Annotated in this window: 18 protein-coding genes; 13 read left to right on the top strand and 5 right to left on the bottom strand. The window is 67.4% G+C overall.

Annotated features, from left to right (window positions below):
• Positions 1-54: 54 nt before the first annotated feature.
• From D4765_RS14975 to D4765_RS14950, 6 genes are all read left to right on the top strand, one after another.
• Complete coding sequence (locus D4765_RS14975; RefSeq protein WP_136643120.1) at positions 55-375, top strand: hypothetical protein; 321 nt, start codon at positions 55-57, stop codon at positions 373-375.
• 83 nt (positions 376-458) lie between these two features.
• Positions 459-677, top strand: coding sequence for a hypothetical protein (locus tag D4765_RS14970; protein WP_136643118.1), 219 nt, complete (start codon positions 459-461; stop codon positions 675-677).
• Positions 674-1,840, top strand: coding sequence for a peptidoglycan-binding domain-containing protein (locus D4765_RS14965; protein ID WP_136643116.1), 1,167 nt, complete (start codon positions 674-676; stop codon positions 1,838-1,840). The genes D4765_RS14970 and D4765_RS14965 overlap by 4 nt, the downstream gene beginning before the upstream one ends.
• Positions 1,837-2,484 carry an ABC transporter ATP-binding protein gene (locus tag D4765_RS14960; RefSeq protein WP_237280473.1) on the top strand — a complete coding sequence of 216 codons (648 nt, stop codon included), beginning with the start codon at positions 1,837-1,839 and terminating at the stop codon, positions 2,482-2,484. The genes D4765_RS14965 and D4765_RS14960 overlap by 4 nt, the downstream gene beginning before the upstream one ends.
• Before the next feature lie 13 nt (positions 2,485-2,497).
• Positions 2,498-3,793, top strand: coding sequence for an FtsX-like permease family protein (locus D4765_RS14955; protein ID WP_136643114.1), 1,296 nt, complete (start codon positions 2,498-2,500; stop codon positions 3,791-3,793).
• A gap of 38 nt (positions 3,794-3,831) precedes the next feature.
• A complete protein-coding gene (locus D4765_RS14950) occupies positions 3,832-4,788 on the top strand; it encodes a 3-methyladenine DNA glycosylase (protein ID WP_237280472.1) in 957 nt (318 codons plus the stop codon).
• Here D4765_RS14950 and D4765_RS14945 read toward each other — a convergent pair whose 3' ends face one another.
• On the bottom strand, positions 4,789-5,160 hold the full coding sequence (locus D4765_RS14945; protein ID WP_136643112.1) for an RNA-binding S4 domain-containing protein: 372 nt from the start codon (positions 5,158-5,160) through the stop codon (positions 4,789-4,791).
• 24 nt (positions 5,161-5,184) lie between these two features.
• Positions 5,185-7,131 (bottom strand): coiled-coil domain-containing protein, encoded by a 1,947-nt coding sequence (locus tag D4765_RS14940; protein ID WP_136643110.1) that lies wholly within the window; start codon positions 7,129-7,131, stop codon positions 5,185-5,187.
• 258 nt (positions 7,132-7,389) lie between these two features.
• Here D4765_RS14940 and D4765_RS14935 point away from each other — a divergent pair, with 258 nt between their 5' ends.
• On the top strand, positions 7,390-8,757 hold the full coding sequence (locus D4765_RS14935) for a S1C family serine protease (protein WP_136643108.1): 1,368 nt from the start codon (positions 7,390-7,392) through the stop codon (positions 8,755-8,757).
• Positions 8,758-8,856: 99 nt separating this feature from the next.
• Here the strand turns inward: D4765_RS14935 and D4765_RS14930 are convergent, their stop codons facing one another.
• The gene (locus tag D4765_RS14930) at positions 8,857-9,750 is read right to left on the bottom strand and encodes an aminodeoxychorismate lyase (protein WP_136643106.1); all 894 of its coding nucleotides are present in this window, start codon (positions 9,748-9,750) and stop codon (positions 8,857-8,859) included.
• Between the two features lie 8 nt (positions 9,751-9,758).
• A complete protein-coding gene (locus D4765_RS14925) occupies positions 9,759-10,631 on the bottom strand; it encodes a DUF3097 domain-containing protein (RefSeq protein WP_136643104.1) in 873 nt (290 codons plus the stop codon).
• A gap of 153 nt (positions 10,632-10,784) precedes the next feature.
• Here D4765_RS14925 and D4765_RS14920 point away from each other — a divergent pair, with 153 nt between their 5' ends.
• The 3 genes from D4765_RS14920 (at position 10,785) to D4765_RS14910 (ending at position 12,674) form a co-directional block, all read left to right on the top strand.
• The gene (locus tag D4765_RS14920) at positions 10,785-11,261 is read left to right on the top strand and encodes an FHA domain-containing protein (RefSeq protein ID WP_237280471.1); all 477 of its coding nucleotides are present in this window, start codon (positions 10,785-10,787) and stop codon (positions 11,259-11,261) included.
• On the top strand, positions 11,261-11,983 hold the full coding sequence (gene ftsR / locus D4765_RS14915) for a transcriptional regulator FtsR (RefSeq protein WP_420824539.1): 723 nt from the start codon (positions 11,261-11,263) through the stop codon (positions 11,981-11,983). Before D4765_RS14920 ends, ftsR begins: the two co-directional genes overlap by 1 nt.
• Positions 11,984-12,128: 145 nt before the next feature.
• Positions 12,129-12,674 carry a MerR family transcriptional regulator gene (locus D4765_RS14910; protein WP_136643102.1) on the top strand — a complete coding sequence of 182 codons (546 nt, stop codon included), beginning with the start codon at positions 12,129-12,131 and terminating at the stop codon, positions 12,672-12,674.
• An 82-nt stretch (positions 12,675-12,756) separates the two neighbouring features.
• Here D4765_RS14910 and D4765_RS14905 read toward each other — a convergent pair whose 3' ends face one another.
• Entirely contained in the window at positions 12,757-13,575 is an 819-nt protein-coding gene (locus tag D4765_RS14905) for a ParA family protein (RefSeq protein ID WP_136643101.1), read from the bottom strand.
• A gap of 87 nt (positions 13,576-13,662) precedes the next feature.
• Here D4765_RS14905 and D4765_RS14900 point away from each other — a divergent pair, with 87 nt between their 5' ends.
• The 3 genes from D4765_RS14900 to D4765_RS19765 all read left to right on the top strand — a co-directional run.
• Positions 13,663-17,061, top strand: coding sequence for a pyruvate carboxylase (locus tag D4765_RS14900; protein ID WP_136643100.1), 3,399 nt, complete (start codon positions 13,663-13,665; stop codon positions 17,059-17,061).
• 14 nt (positions 17,062-17,075) lie between these two features.
• Complete coding sequence (gene def, locus D4765_RS14895; RefSeq protein WP_136643098.1) at positions 17,076-17,567, top strand: peptide deformylase; 492 nt, start codon at positions 17,076-17,078, stop codon at positions 17,565-17,567.
• Between the two features lie 131 nt (positions 17,568-17,698).
• A partial coding sequence (locus D4765_RS19765; protein ID WP_237280470.1) for a hypothetical protein occupies positions 17,699-17,899 on the top strand: 201 nt, incomplete at its 3' end.

Here is a 17,899-nt window from a genome sequence, read left to right as displayed (position 1 = left end):
ATCGCACCGAAATCGTCTGAGGTCAATGCGTTTTCGGTGCCGAAAGGAATCAGTATGAAACTCCTCCACTCCGCCGTCGCGGCTGGCGCCCTGGCTGCCGGGCTCGTTCTGGCCGGCACGCTCAGTGCATCAGCATCCACCGACGTCGGCTCGCAGATCTGCGGGTTCGGCGGCCCCTCGGCGGCCTCGACGGCGTACGTGAACGCCACGAGTGTGCACTACCACCAAGCCAACGGCGCCTGGTGGACCAGCCAGACGTTCGGGTCGGGGTTCCACCGCTTCGCGTCGGGCAACGGGGTCGTGACCATGCAGATCTCGTACCCCTCTGGCACCGAGACCGGGCACGCGTTCTCGTGCGCGAGCAGCTCGTTCTGATCGGGCCTGTAGCGGTGGGCCGGCCCACATCAGCCTGACGGGCGACCGCCCGACTCACGATCATCTGGACAAAAGGAGTGTGTATGCCCATGGGGCCGTTCGAAACCCTCGCCGAGGTGAAGACGAGCTGTGCGCGGGGCCGGGTGCTCGGCTCCGACGCGCTGCTGCTCGCATGCGCTGAGTCGGGGGTGCGGCTCGGGCGGTTCGACCGGCGGGTTCTCGACGAAGTGAATCAGCTCGACAGCGAGACGGTGTGGGTTCTGGCCTCGATCATCCGTCGGGCGGCCCGGGAGGAGCGGTGACGGCCAGAGCAGCCCGGGCACGCACCGCTCTGGTGGCGGTGCTCGGGATGGCCGCGCTGGTGTGCGGCACGGGGTGGGCGTTTGCGACCATCCTGCTGCCGGCGCCCGCGATCGGCGCCAATGACGGGTACACCACCGTCGAGGCCGTTGAGGGTGAGGTGGGTGCGCACCTCACCCTCAACGTGGCCGCCCAATGGTCGTCGAGTCCGGTGGCCATGAACGAGGCTGCCGGCGTCGTGACATCGGTCGACGCCGTCGCTGGGCAGCCCGTGTCGCAGGGCGGGCGGCTGTACTCCGTTGACGAGCATCCGGTGGTGGCGGCGCGGGGGCAGATTCCCGCGTACCGGGCCATCACGGCGGGTGACTCCGGTGACGACGTGCGGCAGCTCCAGTCGATGCTCGCCGACGGCGGGTATTTCGCGGGCGAGCCTGCGGGGTCGGCGAGCACGGGGGTTGTCGATTCGGTGACCGTCGATGCGATCGAACGGTGGCAGCAGGCGAGCGGAGAAGTATCCAGCGGCGGCGTACTGAGCGGCAACGTACCGAGCGGCGGCGAGGCACGCGGAACCGTCGCCTACGGCGAGGTGGTCTTCGTGCCCGACCTGCCGGCCCGACTCGCCCTGGCGACCGACATCGTCAGGCGGGGCGCCACCCTCGGTGGCGGTGAGCCCGCCATTCTCGGCCTCGGTGATGTACCAGAATTCACTCTGCCGGTCGGCGAAAGCCAATCGGCCCTCATACCCAACGGCACCCGTGTCGACATCAGCGGAAGCGGTGGAGACACCTGGCATGCCCTTGCCGCCGGCCGCAGCACCGCCGACGCGGGTACCGTTGTCATCTCGCTCACAGGCGACGGAGGCGGCTCCGTCTGTGGCACGTCGTGCGACGGCATCCCGGTGGGCGGGCAGACCCTGCTACCCGCCTCGGTGATCACGGTGCCGACCGTTCGGGGCACGATTGTTCCCTCGATCGCACTGCGAACGGATGCCGCACACACCCTCAGCGTTCTCGACGACTCCGGCGTCACCCACCCCGTGGCCGTCGCGGCCGAGGCGCAGGGCATGTCGGTCGTGACGGGCATCGACCCGGGGCTTCGCGTGCGCATCCCGTCGCCTGCTGGGGCTAGTGGGGCTGGGAGAGCTGACAGGGCTGGTGGGTCGTGAGCGCGGGCGCGTCGCTCGAGGTGCGCGGCCTGACGTTCGGCTACCCGGCAGTCGCCCCCCTCTTCAGCGAGTGGAACGCATCGTTCGGGCCGGGCGAACTCGTCGCCATCACGGGCGCGTCGGGCCGCGGAAAGTCGACGCTCCTCTATCTCATGGCGCTCATGGTGCGGCCGGCCGCAGGTGAAATCCGTTTTCGCGGTGAGAGAGTCGATCAGCTCCCCGACTCCGAGCGTGCTCATCTTCGCGCCGAGTCGGTGGGCTTCGTCTTTCAAGACGCCACGCTCGACGCCAGCCGCACCGTTCTCGACAATGTGCTCGAGTCGTGCCTCTACCGCGGGGTGTCTCGCGGCGCGAGCATTCAGCATGCGCGCGACCTGCTCAGCCGTTTCGGCGTCGAGCAGCGTGCCGAGCATCGCCCGGGCCAGATCTCGGGCGGCCAAGCGCAGCGCATCGCGCTCTGTCGGGCGCTGATGAACGACCCGGGCATCCTGTTCGCCGACGAACCCACCGGCAACCTCGACCGTGCCTCAGCCGACACCGTACTCGCGGCGTTTCGCGAGCGTGCCGCGGCCGGGTCGACGGTCATCGTGGCGACGCACGACCCCTCATTGGTGACCGAATGCGATCGAACGATGGCGCTCTGACGTGCGGCGCCGGATGCTCGGCCGCGGCCTGATGCGCGCCACACTCGGTCGCGGCGCACTGATCCCGCAGGTTCTGCGCCCCACGGCCCCGCGTCAGAGTGCGGCGCTGCTGAGGGAGGCAGCGGCCGGCGCCCGCTCGCAGAAAGTGGGGTCGCTGCTCACGATCGGTGTCATCGCCGCCCTCTGCGCAACGGTGCTGCTCACGGCCGGGCGCACGGCCGCGACCGAAAGCGCGGTGCTCGGCAGCATCGACAGCTCGGGAACACGCTCGATCGTCGTGCGAGCGCAACAGGGCGCCGGGCTCGACACCTCGGTGCTCGCCCGTCTCGCCCACGTCGACGGAATCGAATGGGTCGCGGCGTTCGGCCCCGCCGATGATGTGACGAACGCGGTGTTCGCCGGGGGAGCAAAAGTGCCGATGCGCGCCGCGTACTCCGAGAACTGGGCTCCTCTCGGCGACCCCAGCGGGCCTGTCGCGTCGGATCTGGCCGCGCGCACCCTCGGCTTCGCCGATCGCGTCGGTACGGCCGAGTCGGTTGCGAATCACCAGAGTGTCGACATCGCGGCCACTCTCCCCGTGCCCGGCTACCTCCATTTTCTCGAGCCACTGCTTATCGTTCCGCACTCGGTTGCGTCGTCGCAGCCCTCGCCCTTCGTCGTCGCTCCCGACGCTGCGCCGCCCACCGCGCTGCCCGCACCCAGACCCGAGCCCGAGCCCGCTGCCGCACCCGTCACCGCGTCCGTCACCGCGCCCGCGCCCGCCACGGCATCCGCCATCGCCGAACCCGTCGACGTGCTCGTGGTCGTGGCCGCCACCCCCCGGCAGGTCGGCAGTGTCGCCGCCGTGGTGAGCTCGGTGCTCGGTGTCACCGACGCCAGTACCGTGACCGTCACCACCAGCGAGCAACTCGCCCAGCTGCGCGCAACGGTCGGCCAACAGCTCGGAGGTTTCGGCCAGGGCCTCGTAGAGTCGGTCTTCGCGGCGACCGCAGTGATCGTCGCCGCGATTCTCTCTGCGCTGGTGCTGCTGCGCCGCCGCGACTTCGGCCGTCGCCGGGCGCTCGGGGCCTCGCGAAGCCTCATCGTGCAGCTTCTGCTCACGCAGGTCGGTCTTCAGGCCGTGGCGGGGTCGACCCTCGGCTGCGTCACCACCTCGCTGGTGCTCACGGCTCAGGATGCCCCACTCCCGCCGCCCGCATTCTTCGCCGCTCTCGCACTTCTCGCCGTGGTGACGGCTCTCGCCGCGGCCGCTGTTCCGGCGCTGATCGCATCGCGCCGCGACCCCCTGCGCGAGCTGCGGGTGCCGTGACCGCACCGAAACGGCAGAGGGGTTACTAGGCTCGGGGTATGGCTTCGAGCATCCTGACCCCGACCGTCGCGCACGGGGTGACGCGCGCACAGGAGCAGGCTAAGACGTTGACGCTCGACGACTGGCGCGCACGCGAGGCCGCCCACCAGGAGCGGGCCGACGAGTTCACGGCGGGGTGGCGATCGCGGCGGGCGACGGGGGAGCAGCATCCGGTCGATGACTTTCTGTTCACCTACTACCCGTACAAGCCGTCGCTGCTGAGGCGCTGGCACCCCGGCGCCGGAGTCGTGCTCGATGGCGTGCAGGAGTTCGAACGGGCAACCTGGCGCTGGTACGCCCCCGAGGGCGGGGGAGTCGTCGTCGACGCCACAGCGTTTCTCGAGGCTAAGCCTTCGTTGATCGGTTTTGTCGAACGCATATTGTCGCAGACCGCCGCTCGGCCGGCCCAGTTCGCGTGCTTCGGGCTGCACGAGTGGGCGATGGTCTACAAGGTCGCCGAGGGCGAGGTGCGGCACGAGTCGATTCCGCTGCGGCTCAGCGCCGCGGCGACCGACGAGGTGGTCGAATCGAACCGCATCGCGTGCTCGCACTTCGACGCCTTTCGGTTCTTCACCCCCGATGCCCTCTCAACCAACCATCTGAGCCCCACGCGCGAGCACCAGGAGCAGTTCGAGCAGCCCGGCTGCCTGCACGCCGGCATGGATGTCTACAAGTGGGCCATCAAACTCGGCCCCCTGGTGTCGGGTGAACTGCTGCTCGACTGCTTCGAGCTCGCTCGCGACATCCGTCAGCTCGACATGCAGGCGTCACCGTACGATGTGTCGCAGTTCGGGCTCGAAGCCGTGCAGATCGAAACCCGCGAGGGCAAAGCGGTCTACGCCGCGAGGCAGAAGGTCTTCGCTGCCCGGTCGAACGTGTTGCGCGCCCGGGTGCTCGACGCGATCGCCCAGGCACGCGCGGTGCAGCCCGACAACGCCTCGGGCCTCGCCGACTAGCTAACGCCCGCGCAGATCGTCGAGCTCGCGGCGCTCCCGCTTGGTGGGGCGCCCGGCCCCGCGATCCCGCGTCGCCACGAGCGCCACCGTCTCGCGGGGCGGCGGCGGGGGAGTCAGATCGGTGAAACACTCCGCGGCCACCGTTGCGCCCACGCGCTTCACGACCAGCCGACTCACCACGACGATCTTGTCGAACCCATCGACCCGAATACGCACCTCGTCGCCGGTCTTCACCGTCTGGGCGGCCTTCGACCGATCGCCGTTCACCTTCACATGCCCGGCCCGGCACGCCGCCGTCGCGGCCGAGCGCGTCTTGAACAACCGCACCGCCCACGCCCAACTGTCGACGCGCGCACTGGTCAGGTCAGCCATGGTTCGCGAGGGTCACCACCCGGTTCAGGATGCCCGGCGAGCCTCGGCCGCCGCCCCGGTGTCTGCGCCGCGGTTGCCGCGCCCGGCCGCGCGGTCGGGTTCGTTCTCGAACTCCACGTCGACCTCGCCCCCGAGCCCGGCCTCGAACTCGGCATCGGATTCCTCGATCTCAGCGAGCGTCACCGCGTCGTCGTCGGCGAGGGCCGACTCGATTGCTTCGAGCCCGTCGAGGTCGTCTGTGCTGCGGCGACGGATGACAGAGGAGACACCATCTGGGCGTGCGCCGGAGCGGTACCCGTCGCGCGGCCCGTTCACGCCGCCGGCCATCACCGTCGTGACGACGACGGTGTCGGCGCCTCGGGCGGCCGCGTCGTCGTCACCATCGACTGCAGCAGCGCTGCCGTTGCCCGGGCTGGTGCCGTCACTGCCTCCGATGCCAACGCCGTCGCTCACCGAACCGCGACCGCCTTCGCCGCTGGCCGCCGTGGTGCCGGCGGCGTCAGCCGAACCGCTGTCACCACCAGCGGTTGCCTCACCGTCGACCTCTTCACCCTCGTCGGGAGCCCCGCCGTACAGCGCGTTCAGGATGAGCACGGCCGCGTCGTTCGCGCCAATGGCATAGTCGCTGGTCTCTGACTCGTCGACGAGCTGCGAGGTGGCAACCTCTTCGATCTCATCGAGGGTCGACCGCGCCGACTCCAGCCCGCTTGTGAGGGCGAGCTGCGACTGCTCGACGAATTCGATGAGCCGGGCATCCGGTGAGCTGTCGATCGACCATTCGCCGACGTCGATGGTCGTGGCGAGGGCAGCGACCGTCTGCTGCAGCCGGTTGCGCCATTCGGAGCCCTCGGCGATGGCCCGGTCGCGCTGGGCCGTGAGCGAGCCGGTCGAGAGTCTGGCCTCTTTCAGCTGGGCCGTGGTGGTTTCGACGAGGGTAACGGATGCCGCGAGCTGCTGCTGCAGGTCGGCGATCTGTTCGGCGTGAGCCGTCTCGAGCTCTGCCACCGCCTCGGCGTGCCGCGCATCGGCCTCGTCGACTGCGCTCTGGTGGCCGGCCACGAGAGCGCCCACTGCTGCCGTGTGCTCGCCGAGCAGTCGCGCGATGTCGGCTTCGTGCTCGCCGCGCTGAGCTGTGCTGTCGGTCTCGAGCTGGCCGCGAAGCGCGCCCACCTCTGCATCGCGTTCTGCGGTGAGCTCGGCAATCGCCTGGTCGCGTTGGGCAGCCAGTTCGTTGACCGAGGTGTCTCGCTCTGCGGTGAGTTCGGCGAGCGTCGATTCGTGGGCAGCGGCCGTGTCGGCCAGTTCAGCCGCGTGTCGCGAGTGCAGCCCCGAGATCTCCGTTTCGAGGCGGCCGGTGAGCACGGCGACCTGCTGGTCGGCTGCCTGAAGTTTGTCGGTGGTTTCGGCCAGGTCGCCTTCGAGGCCGGCCACATAGGCGCGCAGCTCGCTGAGCACCCGCTGGCTCTCTTCGAACTGGGCCGTGGTCTCGATGCGGGCCTTGTCACGAGCCTCACGGTCATCGACCACCAGTGCGACGTGCGACCGGATGATCTCCAGCGGGTCGCTGTCGGCGTCGAGTTGCTGCACGCTGACGAGTGCCGGCGGCACGAAGGCCGGCTTCGCGGTGGGGTCGATGAAGTGGTGAGTGAAGAGCTCGTCGGTGACCGGGCGGTAGTGCGCCTGGAATTCGGGTGTGCCGAGCTTCACGGCCCAGTCGACGAAAGTGATGGCGGTGCGGTCGCGCCGCGTGAGCACGTACCCGGTCTCTGACCGGGCGGAGCTCGGAGGCAGGGCCTCCGGAGCCCCCTGGGCCTGGTCGGCATCAGAGGCTGACACTCCGGTGCCCGTGCTCGCCGACAGGTGCGTCGAAGCCGACACCGGCCCAGCGTATACGGGCCCCGCGAACGCACCTTCGCCGGGGGTGCCGTCTTCGGCCTCGTCGTGCGGTCGTGTGGTCGAATCGTCAGTCATGGTGCTCCTCGTGGCTTCGATACGTCGACAGGGGTGGGCTGTGGTCTGCCCTGCCCCAATCTTAACCGCCGGGGCTGATCGATCAACCGAAAGAACCCAGACGTCGCTTTGTGGCGAACCCTCAGCGTGCGTTGAGCTTCGGATGCTTCTCAGCACTCCCACCGGCCACTCCCAGCTAACCCGATTCCGGTTCATAGCTTCTCCATAAGTTCGGGGGCTTATCTGGTTCTAGCCCAGTTGGGGCGCCGAGAGGAAGCCATGACCACCCCGCAGTCCGACCAGCAGTTCGACCCTGAGCAGCCCGCCCCCGAAGCGCTGCCCGTCACGAAGCGGGGCGTGTGGCGCCCCCGCAACTTTTTGATTCTCGGGGCAACGGCAGCGGCGATCGCCGTGGCCTGCACGAGCGTCGGAGTCACCATGGCCACCGGCGTTCCCGTCGTGCTGCACGCTCTGGCCGGTGCGTCGACGTCGACCAGCACCGGCTCGTCGAGCTCACTCGGCGGCGGCAGCAGCATCGGCGGCGGTTCGTCGTCGGGCACCACCACCGTTCCCGGCTACCGCAACGGCCGCGGCGGTTCGACCGGCAGCGGATCGACCGGCAGCGGCAACACCGGCGGTGGATCGACCAGCACCGGCTCATCGACAACAGCGGCAACGGCGGCCACCGAGGCGCAGGGCGCCGGAGTCGTGTTGATCGACACCAAACTCGCCTACCAGAACGCCGAAGCGGCCGGAACCGGCATCATCCTGACCGCCGACGGCGAGATCCTCACCAACAATCACGTCGTCGAAGGTGCCACGAGCATCAGTGTGACCATCGCCACGACGGGCAAGACCTACACGGCAACCGTGGTGGGTACCGATGTCAAAGACGATGTCGCGGTGCTGAAGCTTGACGGGGCATCCGGTCTCACCACCGCAAAGCTCGACACCTCAGGCACCGTCGCAGCGGGTGACGCGGTCACCGGTGTCGGCAACGCCGGGGGCACCGGCTCGCTGTCGGCCGCGGCCGGCACCGTCACCGCGGTGAACCAGTCGGTCACCACCCAGGCCGAGGGCAGCTCGGCGGGCGAGACGCTGAGCGGCATGATTCAGATCGCCGCCGACATTCAGGCCGGCGACTCGGGCGGCCCTCTTTACGACGCGCAGGGCGAAGTGATCGGCATCGACACGGCTGCCTCGAGCGGAACGGCGAACGTGACCGGGTTCGCCATCCCCATCAGCACGGCGATCGGTATCGCGAAGCAGATCGACTCGGGCCAGGAGAACACGAACGTCAGTCTCGGCTACCCGGCGTTCCTCGGCATCGAGGTCGGCACTGACTCCAGCAGCTCGGGCCTCGGCGGCAGCTCACGCGGTTCGACCGGCGGCGGCAGCACGGGCACCAGCACGGTAGCCGGCGCGGTCGTGGCCGGCGTCATCGACGGCACTCCTGCCGCAACCGCAGGCCTCGTCGCGGGCGACACCATCACGGCTGTCGACGGTACCTCGATCGCCAGCGGAACCGCTCTGACCAGCACGCTCGCCTCGTACAACCCGGGCGACACGGTGAAGATCACGTATACCGACGCGTCAGGTGCGAGCCAGAGCGTCAGTGTCACGCTGATGGCAGGCCCCGCCGCGTAACCCGCGGATTCTGCCCGGGCCTCCCCGGTTGCAGTGCACCATTCGAGTGGCAGCCCCGTTTCGACGGGTGCTGCCACTCGTTCGTTGTTCAGGCCGCGCTCATACCGTGCGTGACGCGAGCCCGGCGTTGATGGCCTCGGTGAGCTCGGCGTCGATGGCGCGAGGTGCCCCGTCGACCGCATTCACGGGCGCAGCGTTTCGCACGCTCGACACCAGCCACGCCGCATCGGCCCGCCGTAGGTCTGCGGGGGTCAGCACCTCGTAGGCTGTCTCGAAACCATTCACCCGGGCGATCTCGAAGATGCTCTCCTGCGTCGTACCGGGCAGGATGCCCAGGGTGGTGCGCGGCGTGACGAACCGGTCGTCGAGCTTCAGTACAACCGTCGACGTGGGGCCCTCGAGCAGATAGCCGTCGCTGCTGACGAAGATCACATCGTCGGCGCCCCGTCGCTCGGCCTCGCGGAGCGCGGCGCGGTTGACCGCGTACGAGAGTGTCTTCGCGCCCTGCAGCAACCATGGCGACGTCTGCTCGACCGTGCTCGCGTACCCGCGGTCGAGTAGCACCACACGGATGCCCTCGGTTCGAGCCTTCGTGAAGTCGCCGCTCTCGGCCAGCCACACCCATCCGGTCGGCTGGCCCGAGCCCTCGACACCGCGCGAGTACAGCAGTTTGACGAAGGCTTCGGGCACCAGTTCGCGGCTGTCGATCGCCGCGAGCAGCGTGTGCTTCCATGCCGCCGCATCGGGTTCGGGCAGCTCGAGCATGCGCGCCGACCGCGCGAACCGTTTCAGATGTGCGTCGAGGGCCTGCGGCATGCCGTTGATCACCGTGATGGTCTCGAATATTCCGTCGCCGCGGGTGATGCCGAGGTCGAGCGCGTTCGCCACCGGTGCGGCGGTGTCGTGCTGGGTGAAGACGGGCTCCACAGGGTCGGCCGCGCCGGCAGCGGGCTTGGCGGGGGAGTGCAGTACCAGAAGAGCGGGTTCGAACATGTTCACCATTATCGACCGGCCGCCGCACCCGATGTCGGCAGAGGCTCCGCGGTGACGAAGTCGATCAGCTGTTCCACCCGGCCGAGCAGCTCGGGTTCGAGGTCGGTATAGCTGCGCACGCGGCCCAGAATGCGTTGCCAGGCGGCGGCGATGTCGGCCTGATCTTCGTGCGGCCAGCCGAACGCTTCGCAGATGCCATGCTTCCACTCGATCGAGCGCGGAACAACGGGCCACTTCTCGATCGAGAGTCGCCCAGGCTTCACCGACTGCCAGACATCGATGTACGGATGCCCCACAATGAGCACCCCGCCCTCGAACCTGCCCCGCATCACCTGCTCAGCGATTCGGCTCTCTTTCGAGCCCGCAACAAGGTGGTCGACCAGTACGCCCACCCGGCGTCTGGGCGTCGGTGCGAACTCGGTGAGCACCGCGTCGAGGTGGTCGACGCCTTCCAGGTACTCGACGACGACGCCCTCGGCGCGCAGGTCGTCGCCCCAGACCTTCTCGACCAGCTCGGCATCGTGTCGCCCCTCGACGAAGATGCGACTGGCGCGGGCGACGCGGGCACGGGCATCCGAAGCCTTCACCGAACCCGAGGCCGTGCGAGCCGTACCCGGGCGCTTGGCTGTAAGAGGAGCGACGAGGATGACCGGGGTGCCCTCGAACAGAAAACCCCCGCCGAGCGGAAACATGCGCCGCCGGCCGTGCCGGTCTTCGAGCTGAACCATCTTGCCTTCGACCGCGGTGACAGAGCCGCAGAAGTCGCTGGCGATGTCTTCGACAACGAGGTCGAACGTCGCCTCCTGCGTGGCGACCTGGGTGCGAACCGGGCGGCGGGAGAAGTCGGCGAGGGCGTCTTGGCCATAACGATCGAAGGTCACCGTTCGACGTTAGTCGAGAGGCGAAGATTCGATGCGGCCATTCGTCGGCTATTCGCTGGCCTCGTGGCGGTGAACCGATGGGCGACTTCTGATCTCGGCAGTGTTCGTACAGGGGCTATCGGCTACGCTTGAGAAAAGGTAAGGAGGTTGAATATGCCCAGCGACACCGGTTCAGAACGCATGACGCAGCACCGAAGCGATGCGACCGACACGACACTCAATCTCACCGGCGAATTTGCCGCCCAGATGGCAGCTCTCGAAGGTGGCGTCACCACTGAGGAGCTCGATGCCATTGCGGCTCTGCCCTCGGGCTCTGCCCTGCTGATCGTGCGCCGCGGCCCCAATGCCGGGGCTCGGTTTCTGCTCGACAAGCTCACCAGCACGGTTGGCCGGCACCCCGACGCCGACATTCTGCTCGACGATGTGACGGTTTCGCGTCGGCACGCCGAGTTCTCACGTTCGGGCACCACGTTCATCGTTCGCGACCTGCACTCGCTGAACGGCACGTACTTCGACGGGGTGCGCGTCGACGACGCCCTGCTGAGCGACGGGTCAGAGATTCAGGTCGGCAAGTTCAGGCTCACCTTCTACCCCTCACGTCGTGACGTGGCGGCGAACGCGCCCAGCTAGTGGCAGCGGCTTCTGCCCGGCCGCGTTCGAGCGTCTCGGGTGTCACACCCGTCGCGTCTGCGCCCATGCTCAGCATCGGCCAGGTCTTGGCGCTGCTCAGCCCCGAGTTCACCGACATCAGCCCCTCGAAGCTCCGTTTTCTCGAAGAACGGGGGCTGGTGAGCCCTGCTCGAACCCAATCGGGTTACCGAAAGTTCTCACAGGGCGACGTCGAGCGGCTGCGGCTGATCCTCGCCATGCAGCGCGACTGCTACCTGCCGCTGAACGTCATCAAGCAGTACCTGTTCGAGGTGGATGCCGGGCTGAACCCCGCCGTTCCCGGAACCACGATGGCAACGGTGCCGTCGATGCTGAACGGGGCCAGGCGGTACTCCCGCGACGACGTGCTGCGGGAGTCGGGCGCGAGCCCCACGCTGTTGAACGACGCCGTCAGCGCCTCGCTGATCGCTGCGAGTGAGACCTACGGCGAAGAGACACTCGCTGTGCTGAAAGCCCTGGTCGACCTGCAGAAGGTGGCCATCGAGCCGCGGCACCTGCGCGGATTTCGCGCCGCAGCCGAGCGGGAGGTGGGGCTCATCGAGAGCGCCCTGATGCCGGAGAGCCGCCGCAACAAGGTCTCGAGTCGTGCGCAACTCGCAGAGCGGGCATCCGAGATCGCCGCGCAGCTCGAAGTGGTGCGAACCAGTCTCATTCGCTCGGCGCTCGGCAAACTCGCTCCCTGACCTGCCCGCTGCGGTGCCCAACTGGCCGTAAAGTGGGGTGCGGCACCGCACGTTCTGCGACACGCCGGGGGCACTTATGCGAATGTCGTTGCTCGTGGCAACCGACCTCGATAGCGTGAGTGAAGCACAACGAAAGGCAAAACCGATGACTGAGCGTGTCCACGGCGAGCAAGCTCGCTACGACCAGGGCCTGCTCTTCACCGACGGTCTGCCCGAGCTCGACGACGCGGCGGGGTATCGCGGTGCGGTTGCCGCCCGTGCCGCTGGAATCACCTATCGCCAGCTCGACTACTGGGCTCGCACCAGCCTCGTCGAACCCACTGTTCGCGGCGCTGCCGGCTCGGGTTCACAACGGCTCTACGGTTTTCGCGACATCCTCGTTCTGAAGCTCGTGAAGCGACTTCTCGACACCGGCATCTCGCTGCAGCAGATTCGCACCGCCATCGAGCAGCTGCGCGAGTCGGGTGTCACCGATCTCGCCCAGACCACGCTCATGAGCGATGGTGCGAGTGTGTACCTCTGCACGTCGAATGACGAGGTCATCGACCTCGTCAGCCGCGGCCAGGGCGTCTTCGGTATCGCCGTGGGCAAGGTTCTGCGCGAGGTCGAGTCGAGCCTCGTCGAGCTCGGCACCGATGTGGCCGACCCGATGGACGAGCTGGCCGCCCGTCGCGCTTCGCGCATCGCCTGACCCAGAAGTACTCTTCAGGCAAGACAAAAGCCCGAGCCGATGAGGCCCGGGCTTTTCTGTCTGAGTGGAGGTTCTGGGAGTACTAGTTCGCCGTCGAGGCTGCACCGGCGTACTCGCCGAGTCGCCCGGTGCGCATCACACGCTCGAGCAGCAGATCGAAGTTGCGCGCCATCTCCTGCGCGCCCTCGCCTGGCCACACGTGCAACGGCTTGGCGGCACCCTGCGCCTGCTGCAGCGACGTGCGCTCGGGGAGCTGCGGAGACAGCACGAGCGGCCCGAACATGTCGCGCAGCTCTTTGATACGAAACTGGTGCTCGAGCGACTGCGAACGCACGCGGTTCACGATGATGCCGAGCGGCTGCAGCCGCGGCGACAGCCCACGACGAATCTCTTCTATGGCACGGAGGGCGCGGTCGGCTGCGGCAACCGAGAACAGCCCGGGCTCAGTGACCACGGCCACGCGGTCGCTGGCTGCCCACGCCGTGCGCGTGAGAGCGTTGAGCGAGGGAGCACAGTCGATCAGTACCAGGTCGTAGTCGCTCTCAACGGTGGCGAGGGCTTCTTCCAGCTTCCAGATGTCGCGAATGGAGGGGTGCGGCCCGTCGAAGTTGAGGGCAGACGGCGAACCGATGAGCACGTCGATTGTGCCGCCGCGGTCTTTGGTCCAGCCGCTGGGTGCGATGGCCGCGCGAACGATCTTCTCCTTCGGCGACGCCAGCACGTCGGCCACGTTGAGGTGGCCCGCCACGTTGATGTCCATCCCGGTCGAGACGTCAGACTGCGGGTCGAGGTCGACAACGAGGGTGCGCAGGCCTTTCGCGAAGGCCGCCGAAGCCAAGCCGAGCGTGACGGTTGTCTTACCGACACCGCCCTTGAGTGAGCTAACGCTGAGTACATGCACAATCGTCTACGTTACCTTCAGTAGGCTGGGAGAACCTAACTGTCTCCTGTATGCCGCATGGATGCCGCACTGCCCCGGAAGGTCTCAATGTTCGCGAAGATATTGGTTGCAAACCGGGGTGAAATCGCCATCAGGGCGTTTCGCGCCGCATATGAACTCGGCGCGAAGACCGTGGCCGTGTTTCCGTACGAAGACCGCAACTCGATGCACCGCCTCAAAGCAGATGAGGCCTACCAGATCGGTGAGATCGGGCATCCGGTGCGGGCCTATCTCGACGTGAGCGAAATCATTCGTGTCGCGAAAGAGAGCGGCGCCGACGCGATCTACCCCGGCTACGGGTTCTTGAGCGAGAACCCCGAACTCGCCGCCGCTGCCGCCGAGGCCGGCATCACCTTCATCGGGCCGCCCACGAGCGTGCTCGAGATGGCCGGTAACAAGGTCACGGCCAAAGAGCATGCCATTGCGGCAGGCGTGCCGGTTCTGCGCTCGACCCCGGCGTCGAAAGACGTCGACGTGCTACTGGCCGGTGCCGCTGGTATCGGGTTCCCGCTCTTCGCCAAGGCTGTCGCCGGCGGCGGCGGTCGCGGAATGCGCCGCGTCGAAACGGCTGACGACCTGCAGGAGGCGCTCGAAGCCGCCATGCGCGAGGCTGACAGTGCGTTCGGCGACCCCACCATGTTTCTCGAGCAGGCGGTGCTGCGACCCCGCCACATCGAAGTGCAGATTCTCGCCGACACCCACGGCCACACCCTGCACCTGTTCGAGCGCGACTGCTCTGTACAGCGCCGCAACCAGAAGGTCGTCGAGATCGCCCCGGCGCCGAATATCAGCGACGAACTGCGCGACGCGCTGCACGCCGACGCCATCAAGTTCGCCCAGTCGATCGGCTACGTCAACGCCGGCACCGTCGAGTTTCTCGTCGACACCGTGGGGGAGGGCAAAGGCAAACACGTCTTCATCGAGATGAACCCGCGCATCCAGGTCGAGCACACCGTGACTGAGGAGGTCACCGACGTCGACCTCGTTCAATCGCAGATGCTCATCGCCTCTGGTGCCTCGCTCACCGACCTCGGGCTCACGCAAGAGACGATCGTGCTGCACGGCGCAGCCCTGCAGTGCCGCATCACGACAGAAGATCCGAACGCCGGGTTCAGGCCAGACACCGGCAAGATCACCACCTACCGCTCACCGGGCGGCTCGGGCATTCGCCTCGATGGCGGTACCGTCGCATCCGGAGCCCAGATCAGCCCGCACTTCGACTCGATGCTCGTCAAGCTCACCTGCCGCGGACGCGACTTCGCCTCGGCCGTGCGCCGCTCGAAGCGGGCCCTGGCCGAGTTTCGTATTCGCGGCGTTTCGACGAATATTCCCTTTCTGCAAGCCGTGCTCGAAGACCCGGCCTTCGCCGCAGGCGACCTCAGCACCTCGTTCATCGACGAACGCCCCCAGCTGTTCTCGACCCATGTGTCGAAAGACCGCGGCACGAAGATCGTCAACTGGCTGGCCGATGTCACCGTGAACCAGCCGAACGGCAAGCGCGTTGGTACCGTCGAGCCGGCCGCCAAACTGCCGAAGATCGACCTCACGCAGCCCGCGCCCCCGGGCTCGCGCCAGAAACTGTTGGCCCTCGGGCCCGTGGCCTTCGCCGCCGACCTGCGAGCACAGACCGCGCTGGCCGTCACCGAGACCACGTTTCGGGATGCCCACCAGTCGCTGCTCGCCACCAGGGTTCGCACCAAAGACCTGTTGGCCGTGGCGCCGTACGTCGCCCGCATGACACCCGAGCTGCTCTCGGTCGAAGCCTGGGGTGGGGCGACGTACGACGTCGCACTGCGCTTTCTCGGCGAAGACCCGTGGGAGCGGCTCGTGACGCTCCGCGAAGCCCTGCCCAACGTCAACTTGCAGATGCTGCTCCGCGGCCGCAACACGGTCGGCTACACGCCATACCCCACCGCCGTCACCGACGCCTTCGTGGCCGAGGCGGCCTCGTCGGGCGTCGACATCTTCCGTATCTTCGACGCGCTCAACGATGTGAACCAGATGCGGCCTGCCATTGAGGCCGTGCTCAACACCGGCTCCACTCTCGCTGAAGTCGCCGTGTGCTACACCGGCGACCTGCTCGACCCGGCAGAGAACCTGTACACGCTCGACTACTACCTGCACCTCGCAGAAGAGATCGTGGCATCCGGAGCCCATATTCTGGCGATCAAAGACATGGCCGGCCTGCTGCGACCCTTCGCCGCAGAGAAACTGGTCACCGCCTTTCGCGAGAACTTCGACCTGCCCGTGCACGTGCACACGCACGACACTGCGGGTGGCCAGCTCGCAACCCTGCTCGCCGCCTCGCGCGCCGGAGCTGACGCCGTCGACGTGGCCAGCGCGCCCATGGCCGGCACCACCAGCCAGCCCTCAGCCTCCGCGCTCGTCGCCGCGCTCGCTCACACCGAGCGCGACACCGGCATCTCGCTGCAGGCCGTCTCAGACCTCGAGCCCTATTGGGAGGCCGTGCGCGAGCTCTACCACCCCTTCGAATCGGGCCTGCCCGGACCCACCGGCCGCGTCTACAAGCACGAGATTCCCGGCGGCCAGCTGTCGAACCTGCGCCAGCAGGCCAAAGCGCTCGGCCTCGCCGACCACTTCGAGCAGATCGAAGACCTGTACTCGGCGGCCAACGAGATTCTCGGGCGCATTCCGAAGGTCACCCCCTCGTCGAAAGTCGTCGGTGATCTGGCCCTGCACCTCGCGGCTGTCGGCGCAGACCCCGCCGACTTCGCCGAGAACCCCCAGAACTACGACATCCCCGACTCGGTGATCGGCTTCATGGCCGGCGAACTCGGCGACCTGCCCGGAGGCTGGCCAGAGCCGTTCAGAACCAAGGTGCTGCAGGGCAAGACGGTCAACATCGGTGTCACCCCGGTCAGCGACGCCGACCAGGCCTTGCTCGCCGGCAGCTCAGCCGAACGCCGGCAGACCCTCAACCGCTTGCTCTTCCCCGGCCCCACCGCCACTTTCGAGCAGCAGCGTGAAGAATACGGCGACCTCTCCGTGGTCGACACGGCCGACTACCTGTACGGCCTCCAGCAGGGCGGCGAGCACGTCGTCGAGATCTCGAAAGGTGTGCGACTCTTCGTCGGGCTCGAAGCCATCGGCGAGGTCGACGAAAGAGGCATGCGCACCGTCATGGCCATTCTCAACGGCCAACTCCGCCCTGTTTCGGTTCGCGACCAGAGCGTCAAAGTCACCATCACGCAAGCCGAGAAGGCCGACCCCGCTCGCCAGGGCCACGTCGCCGCGCCCTTCTCCGGCGTCGTCACCCTCAAGGTCGAAGAGGGTACGGTTGTAGCGGCCGGAGACGCCATCGCCACCATCGAAGCTATGAAAATGGAGGCGGCCATCACCACCCCTGTTGGGGGAGTTGTGAAGCGTCTGGCCATTCCGCACACGCAGCAGGTTGAGGCCGGCGACCTTCTGGTCGTGGTCGAATAAGGAGAACCACCCCCGTGACAGTCCGCGAGATCCGCACTTTCGGTGACCCCGTGCTCAAGACCGTTTCAGACCCCATCGGCGAAATAGATGACAGAGTGCGGGGGCTGGTGGATGACCTGCTCGACTCGGTGCGGCTCCCGGGCCGCGCCGGGGTGGCGGCTGCTCAAATCGGGGTGAACCTGCGCGCCTTCAGCTACAACGTCGACGGCGAGATGGGCTACCTGCTGAATCCTCGCATCGTCGAGCTGTCGGGCGAGCCAGAACTGGTCGACGAGGGGTGTCTCTCGGTGCCGTACCTCTGGTTCAAGACGCTTCGGTACCCGTATGCCCGTGCTGTCGGGCTCAACCTCGAGGGTGAAGAGGTCGAGGTGTCGGGCACCGGGGTCATGGCGCAGGCGCTGCAGCACGAGATCGACCATCTCGACGGGCTGCTGTACCTCGACCGTCTCGACAAGCCCACGCGGCGCGAGGCCATGCGGCAGGTTCGCGAGTCTGACTGGTTCTGAGGGCTGAGTTCGCTCGCATTCTTGGGTTCGGATTGGCGTCCCCGAAAAGTTTCTTGAGATTCTTTTCTGTGGGGGCCGATTTGGGCCCTAAATGTTGAGTGAATGTCAGTAGTTGGTGGTTGACTTGGGTCATGAACGAATCGACCACCACTTCTCCCGCTGCTGACGCGGCTGCCTTTGACGAGGTGGTTGGTGTTGTGGCGGGGTGGTGTGGGGCTGCCGCGCCCTTCGGGCTTGCCGATGAAGCGTTGTTGTCACGGATCGCAGACGCAGAGAAGCTGGGCCGTCTTGTGGACGGGTTGCGTGTGCGGTTGGCTGGGGAGGTGGCTGAG

Origin of the sequence: Subtercola vilae, assembly GCF_004923255.1 — a bacterium.
Lineage (GTDB): Bacteria > Actinomycetota > Actinomycetes > Actinomycetales > Microbacteriaceae > Subtercola > Subtercola vilae.
Note: the sequence above shows the minus strand (reverse complement) of the source record. Positions and strands in the feature narration are given on the sequence as shown.

Coding starts and splice junctions, on each gene's coding strand:
- D4765_RS14975 (WP_136643120.1), top strand. CDS start 55: ATGAAACTCCTCCACTCCGCCGTCGCGGCTGGCGCCCTGGCTGCCGGG.
- D4765_RS14970 (WP_136643118.1), top strand. CDS start 459: ATGCCCATGGGGCCGTTCGAAACCCTCGCCGAGGTGAAGACGAGCTGT.
- D4765_RS14955 (WP_136643114.1), top strand. CDS start 2,498: ATGCTCGGCCGCGGCCTGATGCGCGCCACACTCGGTCGCGGCGCACTG.
- D4765_RS14950 (WP_237280472.1), top strand. CDS start 3,832: ATGGCTTCGAGCATCCTGACCCCGACCGTCGCGCACGGGGTGACGCGC.
- D4765_RS14945 (WP_136643112.1), bottom strand. CDS start 5,160: ATGGCTGACCTGACCAGTGCGCGCGTCGACAGTTGGGCGTGGGCGGTG.
- D4765_RS14940 (WP_136643110.1), bottom strand. CDS start 7,131: ATGACTGACGATTCGACCACACGACCGCACGACGAGGCCGAAGACGGC.
- D4765_RS14935 (WP_136643108.1), top strand. CDS start 7,390: ATGACCACCCCGCAGTCCGACCAGCAGTTCGACCCTGAGCAGCCCGCC.
- D4765_RS14930 (WP_136643106.1), bottom strand. CDS start 9,750: ATGTTCGAACCCGCTCTTCTGGTACTGCACTCCCCCGCCAAGCCCGCT.
- D4765_RS14920 (WP_237280471.1), top strand. CDS start 10,785: ATGCCCAGCGACACCGGTTCAGAACGCATGACGCAGCACCGAAGCGAT.
- D4765_RS14910 (WP_136643102.1), top strand. CDS start 12,129: ATGACTGAGCGTGTCCACGGCGAGCAAGCTCGCTACGACCAGGGCCTG.
- D4765_RS14900 (WP_136643100.1), top strand. CDS start 13,663: ATGTTCGCGAAGATATTGGTTGCAAACCGGGGTGAAATCGCCATCAGG.